The organism is Variovorax sp. dw_954 (assembly GCF_018449755.1).
GTDB lineage: Bacteria > Pseudomonadota > Gammaproteobacteria > Burkholderiales > Burkholderiaceae_C > Variovorax.
Map to the genome: position 1 here is coordinate 115,045 of NZ_JAAVVD010000006.1, position 22,322 is coordinate 137,366.

20 protein-coding genes are annotated in these 22,322 nt (G+C 67.5%); 8 read left to right on the top strand and 12 right to left on the bottom strand.

Features of this window, described 5'->3' with window-relative positions:
* Positions 1-19: 19 nt before the first annotated feature.
* From HB681_RS12015 to HB681_RS12055, 9 genes are all read right to left on the bottom strand, one after another.
* The gene (locus tag HB681_RS12015) at positions 20-997 is read right to left on the bottom strand and encodes a tripartite tricarboxylate transporter substrate binding protein (protein ID WP_213955213.1); all 978 of its coding nucleotides are present in this window, start codon (positions 995-997) and stop codon (positions 20-22) included.
* A 41-nt stretch (positions 998-1,038) separates the two neighbouring features.
* Entirely contained in the window at positions 1,039-2,406 is a 1,368-nt protein-coding gene (locus HB681_RS12020) for an MFS transporter (RefSeq protein ID WP_213955054.1), read from the bottom strand.
* 27 nt (positions 2,407-2,433) lie between these two features.
* A complete protein-coding gene (locus tag HB681_RS12025; RefSeq protein ID WP_213955055.1) occupies positions 2,434-5,145 on the bottom strand; it encodes a CoA-binding protein in 2,712 nt (903 codons plus the stop codon).
* Between the two features lie 13 nt (positions 5,146-5,158).
* Positions 5,159-6,571, bottom strand: a complete 1,413-nt coding sequence (locus HB681_RS12030) for an ATP citrate lyase citrate-binding domain-containing protein (RefSeq protein ID WP_213955056.1) — start codon at positions 6,569-6,571, stop codon at positions 5,159-5,161.
* 101 nt (positions 6,572-6,672) lie between these two features.
* The gene (locus HB681_RS12035; RefSeq protein WP_213955057.1) at positions 6,673-7,653 is read right to left on the bottom strand and encodes a tripartite tricarboxylate transporter substrate-binding protein; all 981 of its coding nucleotides are present in this window, start codon (positions 7,651-7,653) and stop codon (positions 6,673-6,675) included.
* A 117-nt stretch (positions 7,654-7,770) separates the two neighbouring features.
* Positions 7,771-9,171 (bottom strand): sensor histidine kinase, encoded by a 1,401-nt coding sequence (locus tag HB681_RS12040; RefSeq protein ID WP_256734919.1) that lies wholly within the window; start codon positions 9,169-9,171, stop codon positions 7,771-7,773.
* Positions 9,168-9,836, bottom strand: coding sequence for a response regulator (locus tag HB681_RS12045; RefSeq protein ID WP_213955058.1), 669 nt, complete (start codon positions 9,834-9,836; stop codon positions 9,168-9,170). The genes HB681_RS12040 and HB681_RS12045 overlap by 4 nt, the downstream gene beginning before the upstream one ends.
* Before the next feature lie 155 nt (positions 9,837-9,991).
* Positions 9,992-10,999, bottom strand: a complete 1,008-nt coding sequence (locus tag HB681_RS12050) for a response regulator transcription factor (protein WP_213955059.1) — start codon at positions 10,997-10,999, stop codon at positions 9,992-9,994.
* 78 nt (positions 11,000-11,077) lie between these two features.
* Positions 11,078-14,623: an ATP-binding protein gene (locus HB681_RS12055; protein WP_345944663.1), complete on the bottom strand. Its 3,546-nt coding sequence runs from the start codon at positions 14,621-14,623 to the stop codon at positions 11,078-11,080.
* Between the two features lie 230 nt (positions 14,624-14,853).
* On the opposite strand from HB681_RS12055, the gene HB681_RS12060 reads away from it, so the two are divergent.
* The 5 genes from HB681_RS12060 to HB681_RS12080 all read left to right on the top strand — a co-directional run bounded on the left by HB681_RS12060 (position 14,854) and on the right by HB681_RS12080 (position 19,020).
* A complete protein-coding gene (locus HB681_RS12060) occupies positions 14,854-15,156 on the top strand; it encodes an urease subunit gamma (RefSeq protein ID WP_213955060.1) in 303 nt (100 codons plus the stop codon).
* Between the two features lie 33 nt (positions 15,157-15,189).
* Positions 15,190-15,792, top strand: a complete 603-nt coding sequence (locus HB681_RS12065; RefSeq protein WP_213955061.1) for a HupE/UreJ family protein — start codon at positions 15,190-15,192, stop codon at positions 15,790-15,792.
* Between the two features lie 2 nt (positions 15,793-15,794).
* On the top strand, positions 15,795-16,100 hold the full coding sequence (locus HB681_RS12070) for an urease subunit beta (RefSeq protein ID WP_213955062.1): 306 nt from the start codon (positions 15,795-15,797) through the stop codon (positions 16,098-16,100).
* 228 nt (positions 16,101-16,328) lie between these two features.
* Positions 16,329-18,047, top strand: coding sequence for an urease subunit alpha (gene ureC, locus HB681_RS12075; protein ID WP_213955063.1), 1,719 nt, complete (start codon positions 16,329-16,331; stop codon positions 18,045-18,047).
* 70 nt (positions 18,048-18,117) lie between these two features.
* Positions 18,118-19,020 (top strand): SHOCT domain-containing protein, encoded by a 903-nt coding sequence (locus HB681_RS12080; RefSeq protein WP_213955064.1) that lies wholly within the window; start codon positions 18,118-18,120, stop codon positions 19,018-19,020.
* A gap of 14 nt (positions 19,021-19,034) precedes the next feature.
* Here the strand turns inward: HB681_RS12080 and HB681_RS12085 are convergent, their stop codons facing one another.
* Both HB681_RS12085 and HB681_RS12090 read right to left on the bottom strand, forming a co-directional pair.
* Positions 19,035-19,439, bottom strand: coding sequence for a type II toxin-antitoxin system death-on-curing family toxin (locus HB681_RS12085; RefSeq protein ID WP_213955065.1), 405 nt, complete (start codon positions 19,437-19,439; stop codon positions 19,035-19,037).
* The gene (locus tag HB681_RS12090; RefSeq protein ID WP_213955066.1) at positions 19,436-19,663 is read right to left on the bottom strand and encodes an AbrB/MazE/SpoVT family DNA-binding domain-containing protein; all 228 of its coding nucleotides are present in this window, start codon (positions 19,661-19,663) and stop codon (positions 19,436-19,438) included. Before HB681_RS12090 ends, HB681_RS12085 begins: the two co-directional genes overlap by 4 nt.
* Positions 19,664-19,726: 63 nt before the next feature.
* On the opposite strand from HB681_RS12090, the gene ureE reads away from it, so the two are divergent.
* From ureE to ureG, 3 genes are read left to right on the top strand one after another with little or no spacing between them, the layout of a single operon-like run.
* Positions 19,727-20,383 carry an urease accessory protein UreE gene (gene ureE, locus HB681_RS12095; RefSeq protein WP_213955067.1) on the top strand — a complete coding sequence of 219 codons (657 nt, stop codon included), beginning with the start codon at positions 19,727-19,729 and terminating at the stop codon, positions 20,381-20,383.
* Positions 20,383-21,084: an urease accessory UreF family protein gene (locus tag HB681_RS12100; RefSeq protein WP_213955068.1), complete on the top strand. Its 702-nt coding sequence runs from the start codon at positions 20,383-20,385 to the stop codon at positions 21,082-21,084. Before ureE ends, HB681_RS12100 begins: the two co-directional genes overlap by 1 nt.
* Positions 21,085-21,104: 20 nt before the next feature.
* Positions 21,105-21,755 (top strand): urease accessory protein UreG, encoded by a 651-nt coding sequence (gene ureG, locus HB681_RS12105; protein WP_213955069.1) that lies wholly within the window; start codon positions 21,105-21,107, stop codon positions 21,753-21,755.
* Here the strand turns inward: ureG and HB681_RS12110 are convergent.
* On the bottom strand, positions 21,752-22,273 hold the full coding sequence (locus HB681_RS12110) for a hypothetical protein (protein WP_256734920.1): 522 nt from the start codon (positions 22,271-22,273) through the stop codon (positions 21,752-21,754). The genes ureG and HB681_RS12110 overlap by 4 nt on opposite strands.
* Positions 22,274-22,322 lie beyond the last annotated feature (49 nt).

Genomic DNA, 22,322 nt, shown 5'->3' on the forward strand with positions numbered 1-22,322 from the left:
CAGTCCGACAGAGTTCCCCTTAATCCGCCTTGATCTTCGCCCGTTCGATGACGGGCTTCCAGCGCTTCTTCTCGCTCTCGATGAAGCGGGCGAACTCGGCGGCCGTGCTGCCCACCGGAATGGCCGCTTCGGACTCCAGAAGCTTCTGCGCAGCCGGCTCCTTCATGGCTTGCGCGGCGGCGGTGGAGAGCTTGTGCGCGTGAGCCTGGGGCAGCGAAGCCGGCGCCAGCAGGCCGTACCACTGCGTCATCTCGAAACCGGGAAAGCCCTGCTCGGCGACCGTCGGCACGTCCGGCAGTTGCGCCAGCCGCTGGCTGGTGCCGGTGGCGATGCAACGCAGCTTGCCGGCCTTGATGAAGGCCATCACGGCCGGTGCGCCGACCGAAGCGGCGTCGACGCGGCCGCCCATCAGGTCGGCGAGTTGCGGACCGGTGCCGCGGTAAGGCACGTGCAGGAGGAAGGTGTTGCTCACCATCTTCAGGTATTCGAAGGCGAGGTGTCCCGCGCTGCCGTTGCCGGCGGAGCCATAGTTGAGCGTGCCCGGTTTGGCCTTGGCGAGCGCGATGAACTCGGTGAGGTTCCTGGCGGGGAGGTCGTTGCGCACGACGTAGAGGCTGGGCACTTTGGACAGCAGCGAGATCGGACGGAAGGCCTTGTCCGGGTCGTAGGGCAGCTTGGCGAAGATGAACGGGTTCACGGCGATGGTGCCGATGTGCCCCAGCACCATCGTGTGCTGGTCTTCGGCCCGCGCCACCTCGCTCATCGCGACGTTGCCCGCGCCGCCGGGCTTGTTGTCGACGTAGACGCTCTGGCCGAGCAGCTTGCTCATCTCGCTCGCCGCGGCGCGGGCCACGATCTCCGAACTGCCGCCCGGCGCGAAGGGCACCACGAGGCGGATCGACTTGGCGGGCCAGGCGGCCTGCGCCCTGGCCGCCAGCGGCAGCATCGACGCGGCGGGCAGTGCGACACCCACGCGCACGGCGCTGCGGCGGGTCATGGTGAAAGTGTTCAATGCATTTCTCCCTGGGTTGGTTTTCTTCAAGCGACGCTGGACGACGTCGCGGCGGGCAAGGGCATGGCAGGTGCCGCTGCGGCGTCTCGGGACTGGCTGCGTCCCATCCACGGGACGATAACCGCGCCCAGCCCCGTCAGGAGCGCCAGCGGCAACAGGGCGAGCGGATAACTGCCGGTCGCGTCCTTGATGGCGCCCAGCATCCATGTCGCGCCGGAGGTGCCGATGTGGGCCAGCATGTTGATGGCTGCGATGCCTGCGGCGGCGGTGCTGGCCGACAGCCATTCGGTCGACAGGGCCCAGAACGGCCCCTTGATCGAATAGGTACCGACGAGGATGAAGGTCAGCAGCACCATGGTGAATGCGAGCGAGCCGCCGACCAGTTGGGTCGCGAGCAGGCAGCCGGAAGTCAGCGCCAGCGGCAATGCCGTGTTCCAGATGCGCTCGCCCGACTTGTCGGCGCGGCGGCCCCACAGCACCATGACGATGGACGCGATGGCAAAGGGAATGCCGTTCATGAGGCCGGTCTCCATGGTGGTGAGCCCCAGCGACTTCAGGATCTGCGGCTGCCACAGCGACAGCGCATTGCTGGTCGCAGAACTGCCGGCATACACGACGGCGAGCGCCAGCACGTACTTGTTCTTCAGGATCTGCAGGACCGACATGTGGGCCACCGGGCCGGCCTGCCGCGCTTCGGCTTCGAGGCGCTGCTTGAGCCAGTCGCGTTGCTCGGGGGTCAGCCACCTGGCGTTGTCCGGGCGGTTCGGCAGGATGAAGAACACCGCCACACCGAGCACCACCGCGGGAATCGCCTCCAGGATGAAGAGCCATTGCCAGCCGCGCAGGCCGAGCCAGCCATCCGTGCCGAGCAGCGCAGCGGAGATCGGCGAACCGAGCAGGCTGGAGATCGGGATCGCGACCATGAACGTGGCCACGATGCGGCCGCGGTACGCCTTGGGAAACCAGTAGGTCAGGTACAGGATGACGCCCGGGAAGAAGCCCGCCTCGGCGGCGCCGAGCAGGAAGCGCCCCAGGTAGTAGCTGTACGGTCCGACCGCAAAGGCCGCCAATCCGCCCACCACGCCCCAGGTGACCATGATGCGGGCGATCCACAGCCGTGCGCCGAACTTCTGCATCGCCAGGTTGCTGGGTATCTCGAACAGGATGTAGGCGATGAAGAACAGGCTGCCGCCCAGTCCGAACATGGCTTGCGACAAGCCGAGGTCATGGTTCATCTGCAGGGCCGCGAAGCCGGCGTTCACGCGGTCCACGTACGCGATGAAGTAGCACAGCATCAGGAAGGGCAAGGTGCGCCAGGCGACCTTCCGCATCGTGGCTTTTTCGAGCGCCGACTTTTCAGCAGGCTGCGCGGAGGGAGTGGAAGGGGTGTTCATCGAAGTCTCCAGACAATCAGGAATCGGTCACATCACGAAGGAACACGACGCCTCGGGCGTGCGCGTGTCCATGTTCCGGCCACGGTTGAGGTGGTCGTCGATCTCGGCGGCGGCGCCGATCATTCGGCCGTAGAGGAAGACCGTGAAGGCAGCAGCCTCCAGGTCGCGCTCGGTCAGCGCGCCGGCCTTGTAGTCCTTCCACAGCAGCGCCAGCAACAGCGCCGCGATGACCGCGTCGACGTTGACGCAGAAGACGTAGGGCGTGGCGCCGCAGGCATGCAGCGCCTGTACCAGTTCGAGGTAGTAGGCGTGGAAGATGTTGTAGTCGCCACGCTTGGCCATGTAGCTCGCGATGAAGCGTTCGCGCGGGTCGTGGTTGACCGGCTTGCCCTTGAACACGGGGTGGTGCACGCCCGGCAAGGCGGGCGTCTCGCTGCCCAGTTCCTTCGCGGCGCGCTTGTCGGCCTTGTACGACCTGGCGAAGGCCGCCGCCATGGCCTTCAGGTCGATGCCGTGCGAGGCATCGGTCGGGTCGGTCAGCCCGCTGTCCTTGAACTGCTTCAACAGGAAGGCCATGCCTTCGAAGCCGTTGCCACCGTGGCTGTAGCCGGTGTGCGTGAGGAAGCCGGCCATGGCCTTGTTGATCTGCACGCGGCTCGGTGTCTGCGGACCGTCCGCGGCCACTGCACACTTGGCGCCCTGCGCGGAGATGGAGCCCGGGCCGTTGGAGATCAGCAAGCCGATCAGCATCTGCAAGGGCCGCGATTCGTCCTCGGTCGGCTTCTTGCCGGTGATGGCCAGGAAGCACAGGTCGGCCATGGTCCAGCGGCCGAAGCGTTCCTCGCGCGAGATGCCGCAGAGCGACCCGGCCTGGTGCTGTTCGCCCGGGATCGAGGCACCGACCATCACGCCATAGAGGCGCAGGTACCACGGCAAGGTTTCCGCCGTGAGGCGGCTGATGCGCTTGCGCACCAGCGGGCCCCAGGCGATGGTCGTGGCGATGGCGGCCAGCAGCGCATCGCGCGAGGGACGTCCGCCCAGCGACTGCACGAAGCGCAGGAAGGCCGACTTGGCGCCGCGCTGTCGAACGGCTTGCAGCATTGCCTCGGGACGCGGGTCGTCGGCCTCCTCTGGTCCGGCCATGAACAACTCGCGCACGGCCGCATCGACTTTCAGCTGGCCGATGTCGAAGCCCTCGTCGTTGCCATCCTTCAGGCCCGAGCCGGCGAACAGGTCGATCAGCGCGCGACTGCATGCGAGCGTGCGCTGCACGCGGCGCGGTCCGACGATGGCCACCGCCGCCGCCATGACGGTGTTGGGCGAATTGCCGCCGTCGCGCGCCGCATCGGCAGCCACCAGGATCGGGTCGCCCACCAGGTTCACTTCGGCCGCGACGGCAATGTCGAGCAGGGCCCGCTCATTCGGCCCCGCGACCTCGTGCACCAGCGGCAGCGCGAAGTTGGCCTGCAGCGGCTCCAGTGCGAGTTCGAGCACCGAGCGGCCATGCACCGAGGTCACCTGCGTCTTCGCATCCATCACCGACGCGCCGGACCGGTCCTTCATGTTCTGCCGCGCGATCACCGCGCCCACCTGCGCGCCGATGTCGGCGATCTGCGCGGCATAGGGCGCGGGCGCGGTGACGGGCTTGAGGGCCAGCGCTTCGGGCAGCGTGATGCCCTGGTCATTGGCCATCCACGGCTTCAGGGCCAGGCTGCCGCGCCGCGCGAAATCGGGTTGCGCGCCGTTGAGCTTCATCACCGCCGTCAACGCGGCGGGGATGTGCGCGATGTTGGTCACCACCGCGCCCTTGCCCGAGACGACCGGGTTCTCCGGCGTGTAGAGGCCATCGACACCGAAGGCGTCCATGAACCAGCGCTCCTTGTCTTCCGCGCGATCGCCCGAACCGGCCATGGCGCCGGCATGGCCGACGGCGCGGCTCAGCCTGGACTTCCAGCGGCCGACGACGCAGGCCACCACGGGCTTGCCGAAGTCGATGTCGTGCTCGTAGTAGCCACCCGGCTCGGCGTACAGCACGGCGGCGCGCGAGCGGCCGTCGTTGCGGAAGGCATGGGCGAAATCGCGCGCGGCATAGTGGATGTAGACATCCTTGCCGGAGGAGACCAGCGTGGTCGTCCCCCACCCTTCGGTGCTGAGGTACTGCGCGATGGTGCTGGTGAAGCCGCCCGAGTTCGAGAAGATGGCGACCGTGCCCTGCACCAGCGATTCGTCGGGATGGTCGCCGCCGAGCGCGCCGCCGATGCGGGTGCGGCTCCAGGAGTCGGCTACGCCAAGGCAGTTGCCGCCGATGATGTCCACGCCGCGCTGCTGCGCCATGGCGCGGATCTCGCGCGCATCGTGCACGGAGATCTTCTCGGTGATGATCACGACCTTCTTCAAGTCCGGATTCACCCGGATCAGCTCGGCCACGCCATCGCGCACGCCCGAGGGCGGCAGGTAGACCACGCCGGTGTTGAAGCTGTGCCCGGCGTCCAGCCCTTCGCGCACGTTGTTGAACACGGGGATGTTGCCGACCGGCGTCTTGAGCGACTGGCCGCTGCGCCCGGGCGAAGTGCCGAACACGACGTTGCCGCCAGAGAAGGCATGGCTGGTGGGCGTGACCTGGCGCGACTCGCCGCCAAGGATGTTGAGCACGCAGACGCGATCGCCGCGCGTGGCGAGGTCGGCGAGGGAGTGGATGCCGAGGTAGTACGGGGATGCGGTGGTGGTTTGGGTTTGCATGGTGTCGTGTCTCTCAGACTGGGGCGTAGGCGGCGGGCTGGGTGATGGCACGGGCAGCGTGGTGTTCGGTGGCCTCGTCGGCGGCTTGGGTGGCGTGGTGGGCGACGGTCTGGCCCGTGGCTTGGACAGTGGCGTGCGCGGTGGCAGGCGCCGGCGTGGCAATGCCGAGGTGCGCGGCGATCTGCGCGCGTCCTTCCGCACGCATCCATTCGTCGACCTTCTTCGCATAGTTCACGACCTCGGAGATCGCGCTGTCGAAGCCGAAGAAGCGATAGGGCACGCCGAGCGCGTCACAGGCCTCGGCCAGCGCGCCGAAGCCGCGCACCAGGTTCGGCCCGCCACGGCCCACGACAACGTAGAGGGGCGTCGGCCCGTGCTGCGAGAAGTGCTCGCGCAAGGCATCGCCCATGGCGCGCAAGGTCTCGTGGATGTCGGTGTTGTTCGACTTGCCGCCGATGATGAACAGCACGTTCGACTGCTTGAGGAAGTGGCGATAGCAGATGCGCGCAACCTCCTTCATCTTTTCGTAGGGCGGGTTGCCGCCGAAGTCGGAGGAGATGCTGGCCGCTTCGCCCAGCACTTCGGTCACCAGGCTGTTCGCGCCGCCGCCGAAGGTCGGGGCGAGGATGGTGCCCTTCTCGTTGATGACGAACACGTCCGACTGGCCCTGGTGCGTGCGCAGTTCGTTCACTTCCTGTTCGAAGGCGGAGACGTCGGCCGCGAACAGGTGGTCGGGCAGGTTCAGGCGCGCGACGCGCGGGTCGTCGCGGTCGAAGCCGCACTTGAAGTCACAGGCCACCGGCGTGAGGCGGCCGTTCTTGTCGGCGCGCATGCGGATCGGGTTGAGCTCCAGCGTGGTCATGCCGTAGTGGTGCATCAGCTCCCACAGCTTGGGCAGGTGCTGCACCAGCGGAGAGATGATTTCGCGGGGCGCGCCGATGTCGGTGAGCGCGTTGGCGATGACGAAGGCCTTCAGGCCAGTGAGCGCATCGAAGGGCACGGTGCGGATGTCATCCTTTCCAAGCTCCTCGATGTCGACGCCGCCCTTGTGCGTGATGGTGATCGTCGGTGCGCGAAAGCGCGTGTCGTCGGTGATCGAGAAATAGATCTCGTGCTCGGCCGGCACACCGCCTTCGAAGGTCACGCCGTTGGCCTTGGCCGTCACGTTGCCATGCCTGTGTTCCGCGAAGTAGAGGCGCTCCTTCTCGGCCAGCGCGGTCTTCAGGTCGCCGGCCTTGCCGATGAGGCCCGACTTGCCCTTCTTGCCCACGCCGCCGCGAAACAGCGGCTTGATGAAGACCTGGCCATGGCGCTTGATGAGGTCCTGGATCTGGCCTTCGGAGGCCTCGGGGCCGAGCACTTCGGACGTCGGGAACTCCACGTGTTCGAGCAGCTTGGCGCCGTGCAGCATGCCGGTGAGTTGCATGAAAAATCTCCTTTGAAGTTGAAAAGACAAGGCTTCGCCCGGGCGGGTGCAAGGCGCACCTGCCAGTGGCAATCAGGGGTGGGTCGAGTGGCGGCCGCCGTCTATCGCGGGGCGACCTTGAGGCCGAATTCCTCGGCCACCTTGCGATAGCCGTCGACGCTGCGCTTCACATACGCTTCGAGCTCGGCGCCGGTCATCGCGAAGGCGTACAGCCCGCGTTCGTTGCGCAATCGCTCGTAGTCCTTGGTGGCCAGCATGCGGGCGAACAAATCGCTCCAGGCCTTGTAGTCCGCGTCGCTGACCTTCGGCCCGACATAGAAGCCGCGGATGATCGGCCACACCAGGTCGAAGCCGGCTTCGCGCGCCGTCGGCACCTGCGCCAGCGGACCCGGCAGGCGCTGCTCCGACATCACGGCCAGCACGCGCACCGGTGCGCCATCCTTCAGCTGCGTCCCCGTCTCGGAGGCATCGCCGGTGTAGACCTGCACATGGTTGCCCTGCAAGGCCCGCAGCGCCTCGCCCCCGCCCTCGAAGGCGACCAGGCGCATGTTGCGGTGATGCACGCCGGCCGCCCGCGCCGTCATCGCGGCCTTGATCCAGTCCTGGCTGCCGACGGTGCCGCCGGCGCCGAACACGACCTTGGAAGGGTCGGCCTTGATGGCAGCCATCAGCTCGTTCAGCGTTTTGAAGGGCGAGTTCGCTGCCACCACGATCACGCCGTAGTCGGCAGCCACGCCCGCGACCCAGCGCACGCCGGCTTCGTCATGCGGGCCGAACTTGCCTTGCGCGATGTTCAGCAACGAACCGCTGGAGAAAGCCACCAGCGTCTGCGCCTCGGCCGGCCGCTGCGTTGCGAAGGCGTTGTAGGCCAGTGCACCGATGCCGCCGGGCAGGTAGCTGATGCGCATCGGCGCGGGAAGGTACTTGCCTTCCAGCAGGCCGGCCTGCGCCAGCTTGCAGGTCAGGTCGAAGCCGCCACCGGGCTTGGCGCCCGCCACGCACTGGGTCTTGTCGAACTCGACGGCGAGTGCCGGCGCAGGGCCTGCGCACAGCGCGATCAGCAGTAGCAGCAGGTGTCTCATGGGGCCTCGTGTTCCGGCGTTGTCTCGGGGTGTGAGCCCACTGTAGCCAGCGGCGGCTGTCAGGGCGCTTTCAGGGAATCGGCCAAAACCTCAGGGAAAACCCGTGTCAGAACCGCGTCAGGAAACCAGCGGCAGTTCGATCGAGACGACAAGCCCCCGACCGCCCCCGCCCGCCGCGAGGCGCATGCCGCCACCGTGGCGCTGCGCAATCGAGCGCACGATCGCAAGGCCGAGGCCGGAGCCCGGCAGCGTCATGTTGCTGGCCCGGAAGAAGCGCTCGCCGGCGCGCGGCATTTCGTCTGCGGGGATGCCCGGTCCGGCGTCGATGACATCGATACACGCGATGGCATCCATGCTCCGCACGGCCACGGTGACTTGCCCGCCGCGGGGCGTGTAGCGGATCGCGTTGTGCAGCAGGTTCGACATCGCCTCGCGCAGCAGCGCCGCATGCGCGGGCAACTCGAGTTGTTCCAGGCCGCTGTCGAAGCCGAGGTCGATGCCGCTGTCGCGCGCGGCGGGCCACCAGTCCCGCGTGACCTGTCTGGCCAGCGCCACCAGGTCGATGCGCTCCAGTTCCAGTTCGGCCGCGTCCGTGCGCGCCAGGGACAGCATCTGGTTGGTCTGCCGCACGGCCTCGTCCAGTTGCGTCTTGACGGCAGACAAGGCGTCGCGCATGCGCCCGGCGTCGGGCTCGCGCAGCGCATAGCCGACCTGCGTCGCCAGCGTGGCCAGCGGCGTGCGCAGCTGGTGCGAGGCATCGTCGATGAAGCGCCGTCGCGCCTCGGTGAGCGCGCGATTGCGCACCACGTGGTGATTGATGGCGTCGACCAGCGGCCGCACGTCGGCCGGGATGCGCTCGGTGTCCAGCGGCGCGAGATCCTGCGGCGCCCGTGAGCGCACCTCGTCATGCAGGCGTCGCAGCGGCTTCAACGCCCAGCCGATGGCCGCGGCAAGCAGCACGCTCGCCAGCAGGATCAGGAGCAGGTCGCGCTGCACCGACTGCCACACGAGGCTGCGGGTGAAGGCATTGCGTGAGCCTAATGTCTCGGCCACCTGGATGATCACGCGCTGGTCACGCTGGCTGCCGCCGATGCGTTCGGCGAGGAGCCGGGCATAGGTGCCGACGCGCACCGGCTCGTCGAAGTACAGCGAGTCCGAGAAGCGCGGCTGGCCAGTCACCAGCGTGCCGGCCGGCGCGGGCAAGTCCGCGTTGCCGATCTCGACCAGCGCGTCGTCGGTCGCGACGCGGTAGTAGACCTGTCCGCTGGCGGTGAGCTCGAAGAACTCGAGCATGCGGTAGGGCAACTCGACCGACAGGCCGCCGCTCTCGGTGGAGATGTTGGCATCGATGGCCTTGATCGCGCCGAGCAGGGATCGGTCATAGGCCGCATTCGCGGCATCGAGCGAGGTGCGCCAGGTGAGCCACAACTCGGCCACCACCAGCAGCAGCATGCCGGGCAGCAGGACCATCAGCAGCGTGCGCCGCAGGCTGGCCCGGTGCCATGCGTCGAACCTCATGGCGTGGATTCGAGCACGTAGCCCAGGCCGCGCAGCGTGGTGATGCGCACCGGGCTGGCCTCGAGGCGCTTGCGCAGGCGGTACACCAGCACCTCGATCGCGTCCGGGCTCACGTCCTGTTCATCGGAAAAGACCCGTTCGACGATCTCCTGCTTGGACAGCGGCTGGCCGCTGTGCTGGATCAGCGTTCGCAGCACCGCATGCTCGCGTGGCGTCAGCGTCAACGCCTCGTGCGACAGCATGAATTGCTTGGCGCCCGCGTCGTAGGACAGCGGGCCGCAGGCAAAGCGCGGATGCTCGCTGCCGCGCGAACGCCGGATCAACGCGACCAGCCGGGCCTCCAGTTCGGCCAGCTCGAAGGGCTTGGCCAGGAAGTCGTCCGCGCCTTCGGTCAGGCTGCTCACGCGCTCCATCAGCGAGTCGCGCGCCGTGAGGATCAGGATCGGCATGCGCTGGTCGGCGGCGCGCAGGTCGGCGAGCACCTCGTGGCCGCCCAGGCCCGGCAAGCCCAAGTCGAGGATCAAGGCGTCGTAGCGCGTGTCCCTGACGGCCCGGCGCACCATGCGGCCATCCGCGACCCAGTCGACACGGAAATCGCTTTGCTCCAGCGCACGGGTCAGCCAGGTCGCCAGACCGGCTTCGTCTTCGGCCAACAGGATTCGCATCCGGCGATTCTGCATGCCGGCACGTCGAATTCAGACGGTGTGAAGATTTCGTAGCGAGGGCGCCGAGCTCGGGTTGAGGACCGGAACCGCACTCTCGTGCGGTGAGGACCGCAGACCCGAGATCGGTGGCCGCAGTAGAAAGATCCACACCTTCTTCAGATCTCGAATTGCGGCTGCAGCTCGCGGATGCGCTTCATGGCCACGCCGGCGGCCGCCGTGCGCGTCTCGACGCCGAGCTTCACGTAGACGCGCTCCAGGTGCTTCTTGGCCGTGGCCGGGCTGCTGCCGAGGATCTCGCCGATGTCGCGGTTGGTCTTGCCCTTGACCACCCAGTAGAGCACCTCGGCCTCGCGCGCGGTGAGCTTCAGGCTGAGGCTCATGGCTTCGATGACGGCGGTGTCGGACACCTCGCGCATGATGATCATCCACTCGGCGCCGTCGTCGTCATGGCCGGTCTGCTGGTGCAGCCGCAGGTTGAGCCGGGCCGCGCCGAGCTCGATGGACAGCACCGGCGGCTCGATGCGGTCGAGGGTGGCGGGCAGATGCTGGTGCAGCCACGCGAGCACGGCCGCAGGGGTCTCGGGCGCGCTGGTGCCGCAGTAGCGCAACAGCAGGTCGCGCGCCAGCGAGGTCTGCCAGATCAGCCGGCCCTCCGGCATGCGCACGGTGATGCTGGCGTAGCCGAAGGCATCGAGCGCATTGCGGGCCTGGCCGGCCTGCCGCGCCGCCTGCCGCGCCTGCCGCGCGCCCTGCAAGTGGACGTTCATGCGGGCCAGCACTTCCTTCGGCTTGATCGGCTTGGTGACGTAGTCGACGCCACCGGCTTCGAGCGCCGCGACGAGATGCTCGGTCTCGGTCAGGCCGGTCATGAACACGATCGGGATGTGGGCGGTGCTGGCGTCGGCCTTGAGCCGGCGCGCCACCTCGAAGCCGTCGATGCCCGGCATCATCGCGTCGAGCAGCACGATGTCGGGCCGCGCCTGCGCCGCACGCTGCAGGGCCTGCTCGCCGTTGGTGGCGATCAGCACGGTGTAGCCGGATTCGTCGAGCGCGTCATGCAGCACGGCAAGGTTGTCGGGCACGTCGTCGACGATGAGCACGAGGTCGCTGTTGGCGGCGTTGTCGCGCAGCGTGCGGGCCAGTGCGCTTGAATCAGTGTTCATTGCAGCCCCCACGCTCGGCACTACGTGCCCTCGCTGCCCCCGAGAGGGATTTCGCAACTTGGAGCGTTCCCGCGGCGCTCATTGCGCAATCACCCGGCCCATGGCCTCGAACTGGAATTGCCGCGCGAGCGCGCGCTGCGCCTCGGTCCAGCTTGCGCATTCGGGTTGCGCCGCATCGATGTCGTCCAACTGGTTCATGATTCCGCGAAAGTAGCCGAGGCCGACGGCTTCCTCGAGCGCCTTGAGGCGCGCGTCGGAGGGCCGCACCCGTGCCGCCGCCACCGCGGGCGCAGCCTTGGGCGCGGCGGCAGTGCTGTCGGTCCATTGAAGCGAAAGCCGGCGCTCGAGCCAGTCGAGCAAATCGCTGTGGCGCACCGGCTTGACGAAGAAATCCTCGGGCGTGATGCCCACGTCGTTCTGCAAGCGCTTGTCGAAGGCGTTGGCCGAGACGATGGCCACCGATGCCTGCGTCAGGCCCAGCCGATGTGCGCGGCGGATGGTTTCCCAGCCATCGATGCCGGGCATGGCCAGGTCGACGAACATCGCATCGGGCCGGTAGCCGGCCGCGATGAGGTCGAGCGCATCGTGGCCGCTGGCGGCGGTGCGCAGCTCGAAGCCCAGCGGCGTGAGCACATGGGCCAGCAGGTCGCGGTCGGCCTCCTCGTTGTCGACCACCAGCAGTCGCCGCCGGGCGCCTAGATAGCCGCGGCGCACGCGCGGCGTTGTCGGGGGCGCCGGCTCGGCAACGGGCAGGGCGTCATGCACCCGCGGCAGGAACAGGCGCAGCCGGAACACCGAGCCCTGCCCCGGCGTGCTCTGGACCTTCATCTCGCCGCCCATCAGGTCGGTCAGCATCTTGGCCATGGTGAGGCCGAGGCCAGCGCCCGGCACACCGGTGGCGCCATGCGATTCACCGCGCGAGAAAGGCTCGAAGATCACGTCGAGTTCGGCTTGCGACATGCCGGGGCCGGTGTCCTCGACCTCGACCGCGGCGAACTCGCGCGCATAGCGCAGGCGCAGGCTGACCTGGCCGCTGCGGGTGAACTTGATCGCGTTGCCGAGCAGGTTGATGAGGATCTGGCGCACGCGCTTCTCGTCCGCGCGCACCACGGCGGGCAACTCGCCGCTCGGCTCGAAGCGGAAGGCCAGGCCCTTCTCCGCCGCCTGCAGCTCGAACATGTCGGCCAGCTCCTGCATCGTTTCGGCGAAGGGCATGGGCCGGGGGTTGAGCGTGAGCTTGCCGGCCTCGATGTGCGCGATGTCGAGCGTGCCCTCGATCAGTGTCAGCAAGTGCTCGCCGCCGCGCTTGATGACGGCCACGGCCTGGCGCCGATGCGGCGGCACCGAGCCATCCTCGCCCATCAATTGCGCATAGCCCAGGATGCTGTTCAGCGGCGTGCGCAGCTCGTGGCTGATGGAGGAGATGTAGCGGCTCTTGGCCTGGTTGGCCTGGTCGGCCGCGAGCCTGGCTCGCTCGGCGGCCCCACGGGCCAACTCGGCGGTCTGCTTGGCGTCCTGCAGCGCGCGGTCGGTCTCGCGGTGCAGCGCGATCTCGCGTTGCAGCAGATGGGTCTGCCGGTTGGATTCTTCCTGCGCCACCTTGCGGCTCTGGTGCGCGAGCACCAGCCACCAGGCCACGATGCCCGCAATGAGCAGCAGCGCCATGTAGGCCTTGAGGAAGCCGCCGCGCAGCGACTGCGCGCTCGCGTCGGCCGCGTCGCTCAGCAGCAATGCGCGAAGCTCCTGCTGGTACAGCACGCCGAACACCGCGGCCAGCAGCGGCACGATGATCATCATGAGCAGCAGGAAGTGGCCGAGGCCCGTGTCGAGGTAGCGCCAGCTGCGGCGCGGCAGCAGCCAGCGCAGCACGGCGGACCATTGCGCGGAGAGCGCCGCATGCGGCTTGCAGAGGTCGCCGCAGCGCGCATCGAGCGTGCAGCACAGCGAGCAGATCGCGCCCTGGTAGGCCGGGCAGTGGGCCAGATCGGGGCCTTCGTATTCGCGTTCGCAGATGACGCAGCGTTGCAGCGTCAGCCGTTGATAGCTGCCTGCGTCCGACCCCGGGGGCGTCTCCACACGCGCCCACAGCACCGTGCTGCGCTGCGCATGCACCGGCCCGCGCGCCAGGTAGTACTTGCCCTTCGTCGCCCAGGCCAGCAAGGGCGTCGCGACGAAGGCGGTGCCCAGCGCGATCAGCGCCGAGAAGGCCTGCGCCATCTGGCCGAACATGCCGAGGTGCGCGCTGATCGACAGGCCCGAGGCCAGCGCCATCGCACCCACGCCGACCGGGTTGATGTCCCACAGGTGCGCCCGCTTGAACTCGATGCCCGGCGGCGACAGGCCCAGCGGCTTGTTGATCACGAGGTCGGCGACCACGGCCATCATCCAGGCGATGGCGATGTTGGCGTACAGGCCGAGCACGTCGCCCAGGGCCTCGAATACGTTCATCTCCATCAGCATGAAGGCGATCAGCGCGTTGAACACCACCCACACCACGCGGCCCGGATGGCTGTGCGTGACGCGCGAGAAGAAATTGCTCCAGGCCAGCGAGCCGGCGTAGGCGTTGGTGACGTTGATCTTGAGCTGCGAGATCACCACGAACACCGCCGTCGCCACCACCGCCCAGACGTAGTTGGGAAACACGTACTCGTAGGCGGCGAGGTACATCTGGTTCGGGTCGACCGCGCGCTCGGGCGGCACCATGTGGGTGATGGCCAGGTAGGCCAGCAGCGCACCGCCGAGCATCTTGACGACGCCGAGCACCACCCAGCCCGGCCCGCCCGCCAGCACGGCTGCCCACCAGCGCCCGCGCGTGGCGGGGGTGCGCACGGGCATGAAGCGCAGGTAGTCGGCCTGCTCGCCCATCTGCGTGATCAGCGCGATGCCCACCGTGAGGCCGGCACCGAACAGGTGCATGTTGAAGCCCGCAATGTCCGATTTGACACCGCTGTAGTGCGCAATGCCGGAGAACGCACCAGGATCGCGCGCCAGCACGTAGCCGAAGGGCACCACCAGCATGATCAACCAGATCGGCTGCGTCCAGAGTTGCAGGCGGCTGATGACAGACACCCCATGCGTCACCAGCGGAATGACCACCAGTGCGCAGACCAGGTAGCCCCAGGCCGGCGGAATGCCCAACGACAGCTCCAGCGCATAGGCCATCACCGCGGCTTCCAGCGCGAAGAAGATGAAGGTGAAGGAGGCGTAGATCAGCGAGGTGATGGTCGAGCCGATGTAGCCGAAGCCGGCGCCGCGCGTGAGCAGGTCCATGTCGACGCCGTAGCGCGCGGCATAGACGCTGATCGGCAGGCCTGCGAGAAAGATGATGAGGCCGGTCGTGAGGATGGCCCAGAAGGCATTGAGGAAACCGTACTGCACCAGCAGGGTGGCGCCGACCGCTTCGAGGATCAGGAAGGAGGCGGCGCCGAAGGCCGTGTTGGCGACGCGCCATTCCGACCACTTGCGGAAGCGCTGCGGGGTGTAGCGCAGGGCATAGTCTTCCAGCGTCTCGCTCGCGACCCAGCTGTTGTAGTCGCGGCGCACCTTGACGATGCGCTGGGGGGCATCGTCGTCGGTTTCCGCGGTGACGGCTTCAGGCGGGAGGATGGGCGGGGCGAGACTCACGCAGGGTCCGTGCAGCTTTCATGCCCGAAAACATTTGGCTCGCCCCCATGTCGCTGCGCACTTCGTGCGCGACCCCCACCCCCTGCCGGGGGCAACGCCAGAGGCCCGGCAAAGCCTCGGTGTTCCTGGGAAGGAAGCACCGGGAAGACGGTGCCCGGGGGCGCGGCACGACTGTTGCAATGTGACCTGCCCGCACATCATCCGCCGCGTCCACGCCGCCAGATCCAACCATGGAATTGACTCCCCGCGAAAAAGACAAGCTGCTGATCTTCACGGCGGCGCTGCTGGCCGAACGCCGCCAGGCGCGCGGGCTGAAGCTCAACTACCCCGAGGCCGTCGCGCTGATCTCGGCGGCCGTCATGGAAGGCGCACGCGACGGCAAGAGCGTGGCCGCGCTGATGAGCGAAGGCCGCAGCGTGCTCACCCGCGCCGACGTGATGGACGGCGTGCCGGAGATGATCCCGGACATCCAGGTCGAAGCCACCTTCCCCGACGGCACCAAGTTGGTCACCGTGCACCAGCCGATCGTCTGACCCCCCCTTTACCCAGCCCCAGCGGAGAACTTCATGCGCCTGTTGTCGCGTTCCACTTTCCTTGCCTTGCTCGTCGCCCTGCCGCTCGCGGCCGCGGCCCATGTCGGCGTCGATGGCGCTGCGCACCACGCGGCCGGCTTCGCGCAGGGCTTCCTGCATCCGTTCACCGGCATGGACCACCTGGCCGCGATGGTCGGCGTGGGTCTCTGGAGCGCGCTGGCCGCACGCGGCGCGCGCGACCTGGCCTGGGCGCCGCTGGGCTTTGCGGCGATGCTGCTGGCCGGTGCGCTGCTGGGGCTGGCGGGGGTGCAGGTGCCGGCGGTCGAACCGATGATCGCGGCGTCCTTGCTGGTGGTGGGGCTGCTGGTCGCCACGCGCTTGCGCCTGCCCGGTCCGGTCGCGGCGGCGGTGGTCGGGGTGTTCGCCGTCTTCCATGGCGTGGCGCATGGCTACGAACTGTCGGGTGAGACCGGCGCCGCTGCGGCGGTCGCCGGCATGGTGCTCGCGACGATTCTGCTGCACATCGCCGGCATCGCGGTCGGCTGGGTCCTGCGCCGACGCGGGACCTTGCTCCCGCGCATTGCCGGCGCCGCTGTCGCGCTGTTCGGCGTGACGCTGCTCGCGCAGGTGGCCTGAACATGATTCCCGGCGAACTCATCACCGACGAGGGCGAACACGTTCTCAACCCCGGCCGCCGCACCGTGACGATGGTCGTGCAGAACACCGCAGACCGCCCGATCCAGGTCGGCTCGCATTATCACTTCGCCGAGACCAACGGCGCACTCGGCTTCGACCGCGAAGCCGCGCGCGGCATGCGGCTGAACATCGCATCGGGCACGGCCGTGCGTTTCGAGCCCGGACAGCAACGCAGGGTCGAGCTGTGTGATTTCAGCGGCGACCGCATCGTCTACGGCTTTCGCGGCCTTATTCAAGGAAAAGTCTGAAGATGAAGCCCACCCCCGAATGCGCCTGCGGCGCCACGGGCGGCCGCCAGAGGCGGCTGCTCTTGCGGGCCGTCCAAGCCTGCGCAGGCAGGCTTGGAGCCGCGGCCCTCAGCCCCTCAAGGGGGCGATACCAGCGGCCCGGCAAAGCCGGTTCCGCGGTATCCCTGGTATCTGGCCGCGCCAGTTTCACGCGTCGCGGGTCGCGCGGTAGCACGGCGGAAAACTGAAATGGCAACTATTGGAAGACGCGCCTACGCCGAGATCTTCGGCCCCACCGTCGGCGACCGCGTCCGCCTCGCCGACACCGACCTCGTCATCGAAGTCGAGGCCGACTACACGCTGCGCGCCGGCGGCTACGGCGAGGAAGTGAAGTTCGGCGGCGGCAAGACCATCCGCGACGGCATGGCCCAGTCGCAGCGCACGCGCGCCGACGGCGCGGTCGACACCGTCATGACCAACGCGCTGATCCTCGACCACTGGGGCATCGTCAAGGCCGACATCGGCCTGAAGGGCGGGCGCATCGTGGCCATCGGCAAGGCTGGCAATCCCGACGTGCAGCCGGGTGTCGACATCGTCATCGGGCCAGGCACCGAGGTCATCAGTTGCGAAGGCAACATCGTCACGGCGGGTGGCATCGACAGCCACATCCACTTCATCTGCCCGCAGCAGATCGAGGAGGCGCTGAGCTCCGGCGTGACCACGATGCTCGGCGGCGGCACCGGCCCGGCGACGGGCACCTTCGCCACCACCGCAACGCCAGGACCGTGGCACATCGAACGCATGCTGCAAGCGGCCGATGCGTTCCCGATGAACCTCGGCTTCCTCGGCAAGGGCAATGCAAGCCTGCCGGCCGCGCTGCACGAGCAGATCGACGCCGGCGTCATCGGCCTCAAGCTGCATGAAGACTGGGGCACCACGCCCGCCGCGATCAGCAACTGCCTCGATGTGGCCGACGCCACCGACACGCAAGTCGCCATCCACAGCGACACGCTCAACGAATCGGGCTTCGTCGAGAACACCATCGCGGCAGTGAAGGGCCGCGGCATCTGCGCCTTCCACACCGAAGGCGCGGGCGGCGGCCATGCGCCCGACATCCTGCGCGTGGTCGGCGAGGACAACTTCCTGCCCTCCTCCACCAACCCGACGATGCCCTACACGGTCAACACGCTCGACGAGCACGTCGACATGCTGATGGTCTGCCACCACCTGGACGCCGGCATCGCGGAAGACCTGGCCTTCGCCGAATCGCGCATCCGCAAGGAGACCATCGCGGCGGAGGACATCCTGCATGACCTCGGCGCGATCAGCATGTTCAGCTCCGACTCCCAGGCCATGGGCCGCGTCGGCGAAGTCATCATCCGGACCTGGCAGACGGCGCACAAGATGAAGGGCCAACGCGGCAAGCTGCCGGAAGACGGCACGCGCAACGACAACTTCCGCGCAAAGCGGTATGTTGCCAAGTACACGATCAACCCGGCGATCTCGCACGGCATCTCGCATGAGGTGGGCAGCATCGAAGTCGGCAAGTGGGCCGACCTGGTGGTGTGGAAGCCGGCCTTCTTCGGCGTCAAGCCCTTCACCATCATCAAGGGCGGCACCATCGCGATGGCCGCGATGGGGGACCCGAGCGCATCGATCCCGACGCCCCAACCGGTGCACTACCGGCCCATGTTCGGTGCGTATGGCGGCTCGCTGGCACGCAGTTCGCTCACTTTCGTGTCGCAGGCCGGTTTGGCGGCGGGCATCGGCCAGCGCTATGGCCTGTCCAAGACATTGAGCGCGGTGAAAAACATCCGCGGCGTGCGCAAGCAGCACATGGTGCACAACGGCTACGTGCCCCGGATGGAGATCGATGCGCAGACCTATGCGGTGCGCGCCGACGGCAACCTGCTGACCTGCGAGCCGGCGGTCTCATTGCCGATGACGCAGCGTTACTTTTTGTTCTGAAAGACCGTGCCGCGACAGTGTCTTGTCGAAGCCCCACAATCGCGCCCCCTCCTTTCGACAAGACACCGTCATGCGACAACTCTCCCCCGCCGGCCAGCAGGTCATCAACGACATCGCGCAGCGCAATGGCTTCAGCGTGGACGCGACGCTCAGCATGCTGGACTCGGTGATCAACGGCAACGGCAGCCAGGCCCAGTTCAACCATCCCGAGTTCTCCGGCTCCGGCCAGTGGATGCGCGGCGGCATGATCATGCTGTCGGACATGTTCAACAATTACCTGAAGGGCCGCGTCGACGGCCTTTGCAACGACCTGTCGAACCTGGTCGCGAGCCAGCCCGACCTGGTGCGCAGCGGCAGCTTCCAGTCGCAGAGCCAGGGCAACGGCTACAACAACGGGCAGGCGCAGACGAGCTACGGCGGCTACAACCAGAACAGCCAGCAGCAAGGCAACGGCGCCTTCGGCCAGAACAGCCTGTTCGTGCCCGGCACCAGCAACGACTGGTGGCCTTCCGACCTGCGCTTTCCGAACAGCACCGGCGCACAGAACGGCGTGCGCTATGCGTACTTCGCACAGGCGCGTCGCCTGGCCATCGAGGTCAATGGACGCGTGACGGTGTACGACACGCTGGACCACCAGATCGGCGGCTTCGGGCAGCAGCAGTCCTATGGCGGGAGCCTGAGCTTCAACAGCCAGTACGGGCTGATCGACGTGGCGAGCCTGCCGGTGATCTCGGTCGATGGCGTGGCGCCTTATGTGGCACCTTATGCGGCGCCGCCCGCGCCTGCGTACGTCGAGCCGGTCAATTCGGGCGCTGGCTTCGGCAACGGCAACGGCTTCAACAACAGTGCCCCCTTGGGCAACCAGCAGGACATCTTCGCCACCATCGAGCGCCTCGCCGACCTGCGCGCCAAAGGCATCCTCAGCGACGATGAATTCGCCAGCAAGAAGGCGGAGTTGCTCAGCCGGGTATGAGGCCCGGCGATGCGTCAGCCGGCGTGCGGCGCGATGTGCTCGCGGATCCAGTTGGAAAGCGCAGCCTCTTCGAGCCGACCCGCTGCCAGATCGAGGATCGTCAAGACGCATTCCGCATCAGTCGCGATGAGTTCATGGCCATTCAGCCAAAGGAACAATTCGATGGCCACGAATGCGGTGCGCTTGTTTCCATCGATGAACGGATGATTGCGTGCGATACCGAATCCGTATGCGGCAGCAAGATCGGCGACATCCGGCGCGCCGTAGTTCGCCAACTGCTGCGGTCGGCCAAGCGCAGAGGCCAGAAGATTCGGATCGCGTATGCCGGAAGGGCCACCATGCTCGGTGAGTTGCTCGTCGTGCGCCGCTCGTACCACAGCGGGATCCAGCCAGACCCACCCCTGGTTGGCCGCGCTCACTTGGCGAGTTCGCGCAACACATTGCGCCGCTTCTTCATGATGCGACGAGCGGCTCCCATCTGCGCCTCGAATTCCGGACTGTACGGCGTCAGCGTGTACCCGCCGTTGGGCGCTTCGCTCACGAACAGCGTGTCGCCCTTCTCGACCTTCAGGTACGCGAGCATTTCCTTCGGCAGGATGACACCGACGGAGTTTCCGATTTGCGTGAGTTTGAGAGCGGACACCAGCATCCCCTGAAGTTATAACGGTTGTTATATTATCCAGCCTCCGCCCATCGATCAAGTCCCATGCTCACCGCCAACAAACTGATGCCGCAAGGCAAGGGCCTCGCCCCCGTCCTGCTCAGGCGCGCCGCCACCATCGAACTCGACTGGGACGTGCGCCAGAAGAGCCGCTTCGACGCGACCGACTCGCAGGGCCGCCAGATCGGCGTGTTCCTGCCGCGCGGCACGGCCGTGCGCGGCGGCGATATGCTGGTCGCGGAAGACGGCTCGCTGGTGCGCGTCATCGCGGCGCCGCAGTCGGTGCTGGTCATCACGTACTGCACGGCGCACGGCACGCCCTTCGACCTGACGCGCGCGGCCTATCACCTGGGCAACCGGCATGTGCCGATCGAGCTCAAGCCCGATCACCTGAAGATCGAGCCTGACCACGTGCTGGCCGCGATGCTGCGCTCGATGCACCTGATCGTCCACGAGGCCAATGAGGCCTTCGAGCCGGAAGGCGGCGCATACGGTGCACAAGGCGCCGGGCATGGCCACGATCACGGCCACGCGCACGACCATGACCATGACCATTCGCACGGCCATGACCATTCGCATGGCGGGGCAACGCCGGTCGGCCCGGTGCTGCATCCGGATGCCTACGGCGGCACGCCTGCCCACGATGACCACGCACACGGCCACGACCACGACCACGATCACTCCCACGGCCATTCGCACTGATGCCCGACGCTCCCCCCGCTGACCCTGCGGCACTCCCCGCAGCCAGCCTGCTGCAATTGATCTGGCTCGCCTCGCCCGCGTTGCCGATCGGCGGTTTCTCGTATTCCGAAGGCCTGGAAGCCGGCGTGGAATGGGCAGGCTTGACGACCGAAGCACGAGCCTCCGACTGGATCGTCGACCAGCTTCACCTGAGCCTCGCACGCGGCGATCTGCCCGTCGTCGCGCAGGCGATCGCGGCCTGGCGCGCTCATGATGCCGACCGCATCCGCATGCTCAATGCCTGGGTGCTGCAGACTCGCGAGTCCGCCGAATTCCTGCTGCAGTCCGAGCAGATGGGCCGCTCCTTTGTCGAGTGGCTCAAGCTGCATCACGACGACATTGCAAGCAACTTCGGTGGCTTGCCCGTCACCTACCCCGTGGCCTTCGCCTTCGCGGCCAGCCGTACCGATGCCACCGTGCGCGATGGCTGCCTGGCCTTCACCTTTGGCTGGGCCGAGAACATGACCGGCGCGGCCGTCAAGTGCGTGCCCCTGGGCCAGAGCGCAGGCCAGCGCATCCTCGGCCGCCTCGCCCGGGAAATCCCCCAAGCGGTCGATGATGCGATCACACTCACGGACGACGACCGCCAGGCCTTCTCGCCGATGCTCGCGGTCTATTCCGCCCGGCACGAAGCCCAATATTCCCGCCTCTTTCGAAGCTGACTTTCCTGCGAGCAAACACCATGGCCTCCGCACTGCACCACATCGCCAACCGCACCAAGAAACTGCCGCCGCTGCGCGTGGGCATCGGCGGGCCGGTGGGTTCCGGCAAGACCACGCTGCTCGAAATGCTCTGCAAGTCGATGCGCGACAAGTACGACCTCATCGCCATCACCAACGACATCTACACCAAGGAAGACCAGCGCCTGCTCACCGTCGCTGGCGCCTTGCCGGCCGAGCGCATCATGGGCGTGGAAACCGGCGGCTGCCCGCACACCGCGATCCGCGAGGACGCCTCCATCAACCTCGAGGCCATCGACCGCATGCTGGGCGAGTTTCCGGATGCCGACGTGGTGTTCGTGGAGTCGGGCGGCGACAACCTGGCCGCCACCTTCAGCCCCGAGCTGAGCGACCTCACCATCTACGTGATCGACGTCGCCGCCGGCGAGAAGATCCCGCGCAAGGGCGGCCCCGGCATCACGAAGAGCGATCTCTTCGTCATCAACAAGACCGATCTCGCACCCTACGTCGGCGCCGACCTCGGCGTGATGGAGGCCGACACCAGGCGCATGCGCAAGCAGCGGCCCTACGTCATGACCAACCTCAAGACCAACACTGGCCTGGCCGAGGTGGTGGCCTTCATCGAACAGCGCGGGATGCTGCTGGAAGACTAGAGTTCAGCGCCATCCTTCAGCACCCGCGCCTTGTAGACCAGCCGCACGCTGGCCCGGTGCGTATCGCCGACGCGCTGGACATAGACGTCCATGCCGCCATCGACCCACGACGCGATCTCGCTGCCGCTGTCGCGCGACGCCAGTTCCGGGCCGAACGCGCCGCGACCCCATGCGACGATTTCATTGAAAGCGTCCGCCCCAAGGTCCGCCCGGTCCTGGATGTTGGCACTGAACTCCACGCGCTTGAGCTGCGCGCCGCCGAAGTACCAGGTCGTCTCCAGGGGGAGTCCGCTGACCAGGCCCGGCGCACCGTGCCAGGCGCCGGCCAGGCCGCCCGCCAGCCGCTGGGGCCGGGGCACGCGTTCCAGCGTCGGCAGCACGGCCTGCAACTCAGCCGCCGTCATCCCAAGGCGCACGCCGGCGGGCAAGGCTTGCGCGTGCGCCGCACCCGTGGCGGCCAGGAAGATGACGGGAATCAGGCAGGCAACGGGACCAGGAAAGAAAGGGCGGAAAGGCATTCGCAAGACGGCGCAGCGGCAGGGACAAGGACTCCCTCTGAACACCCCA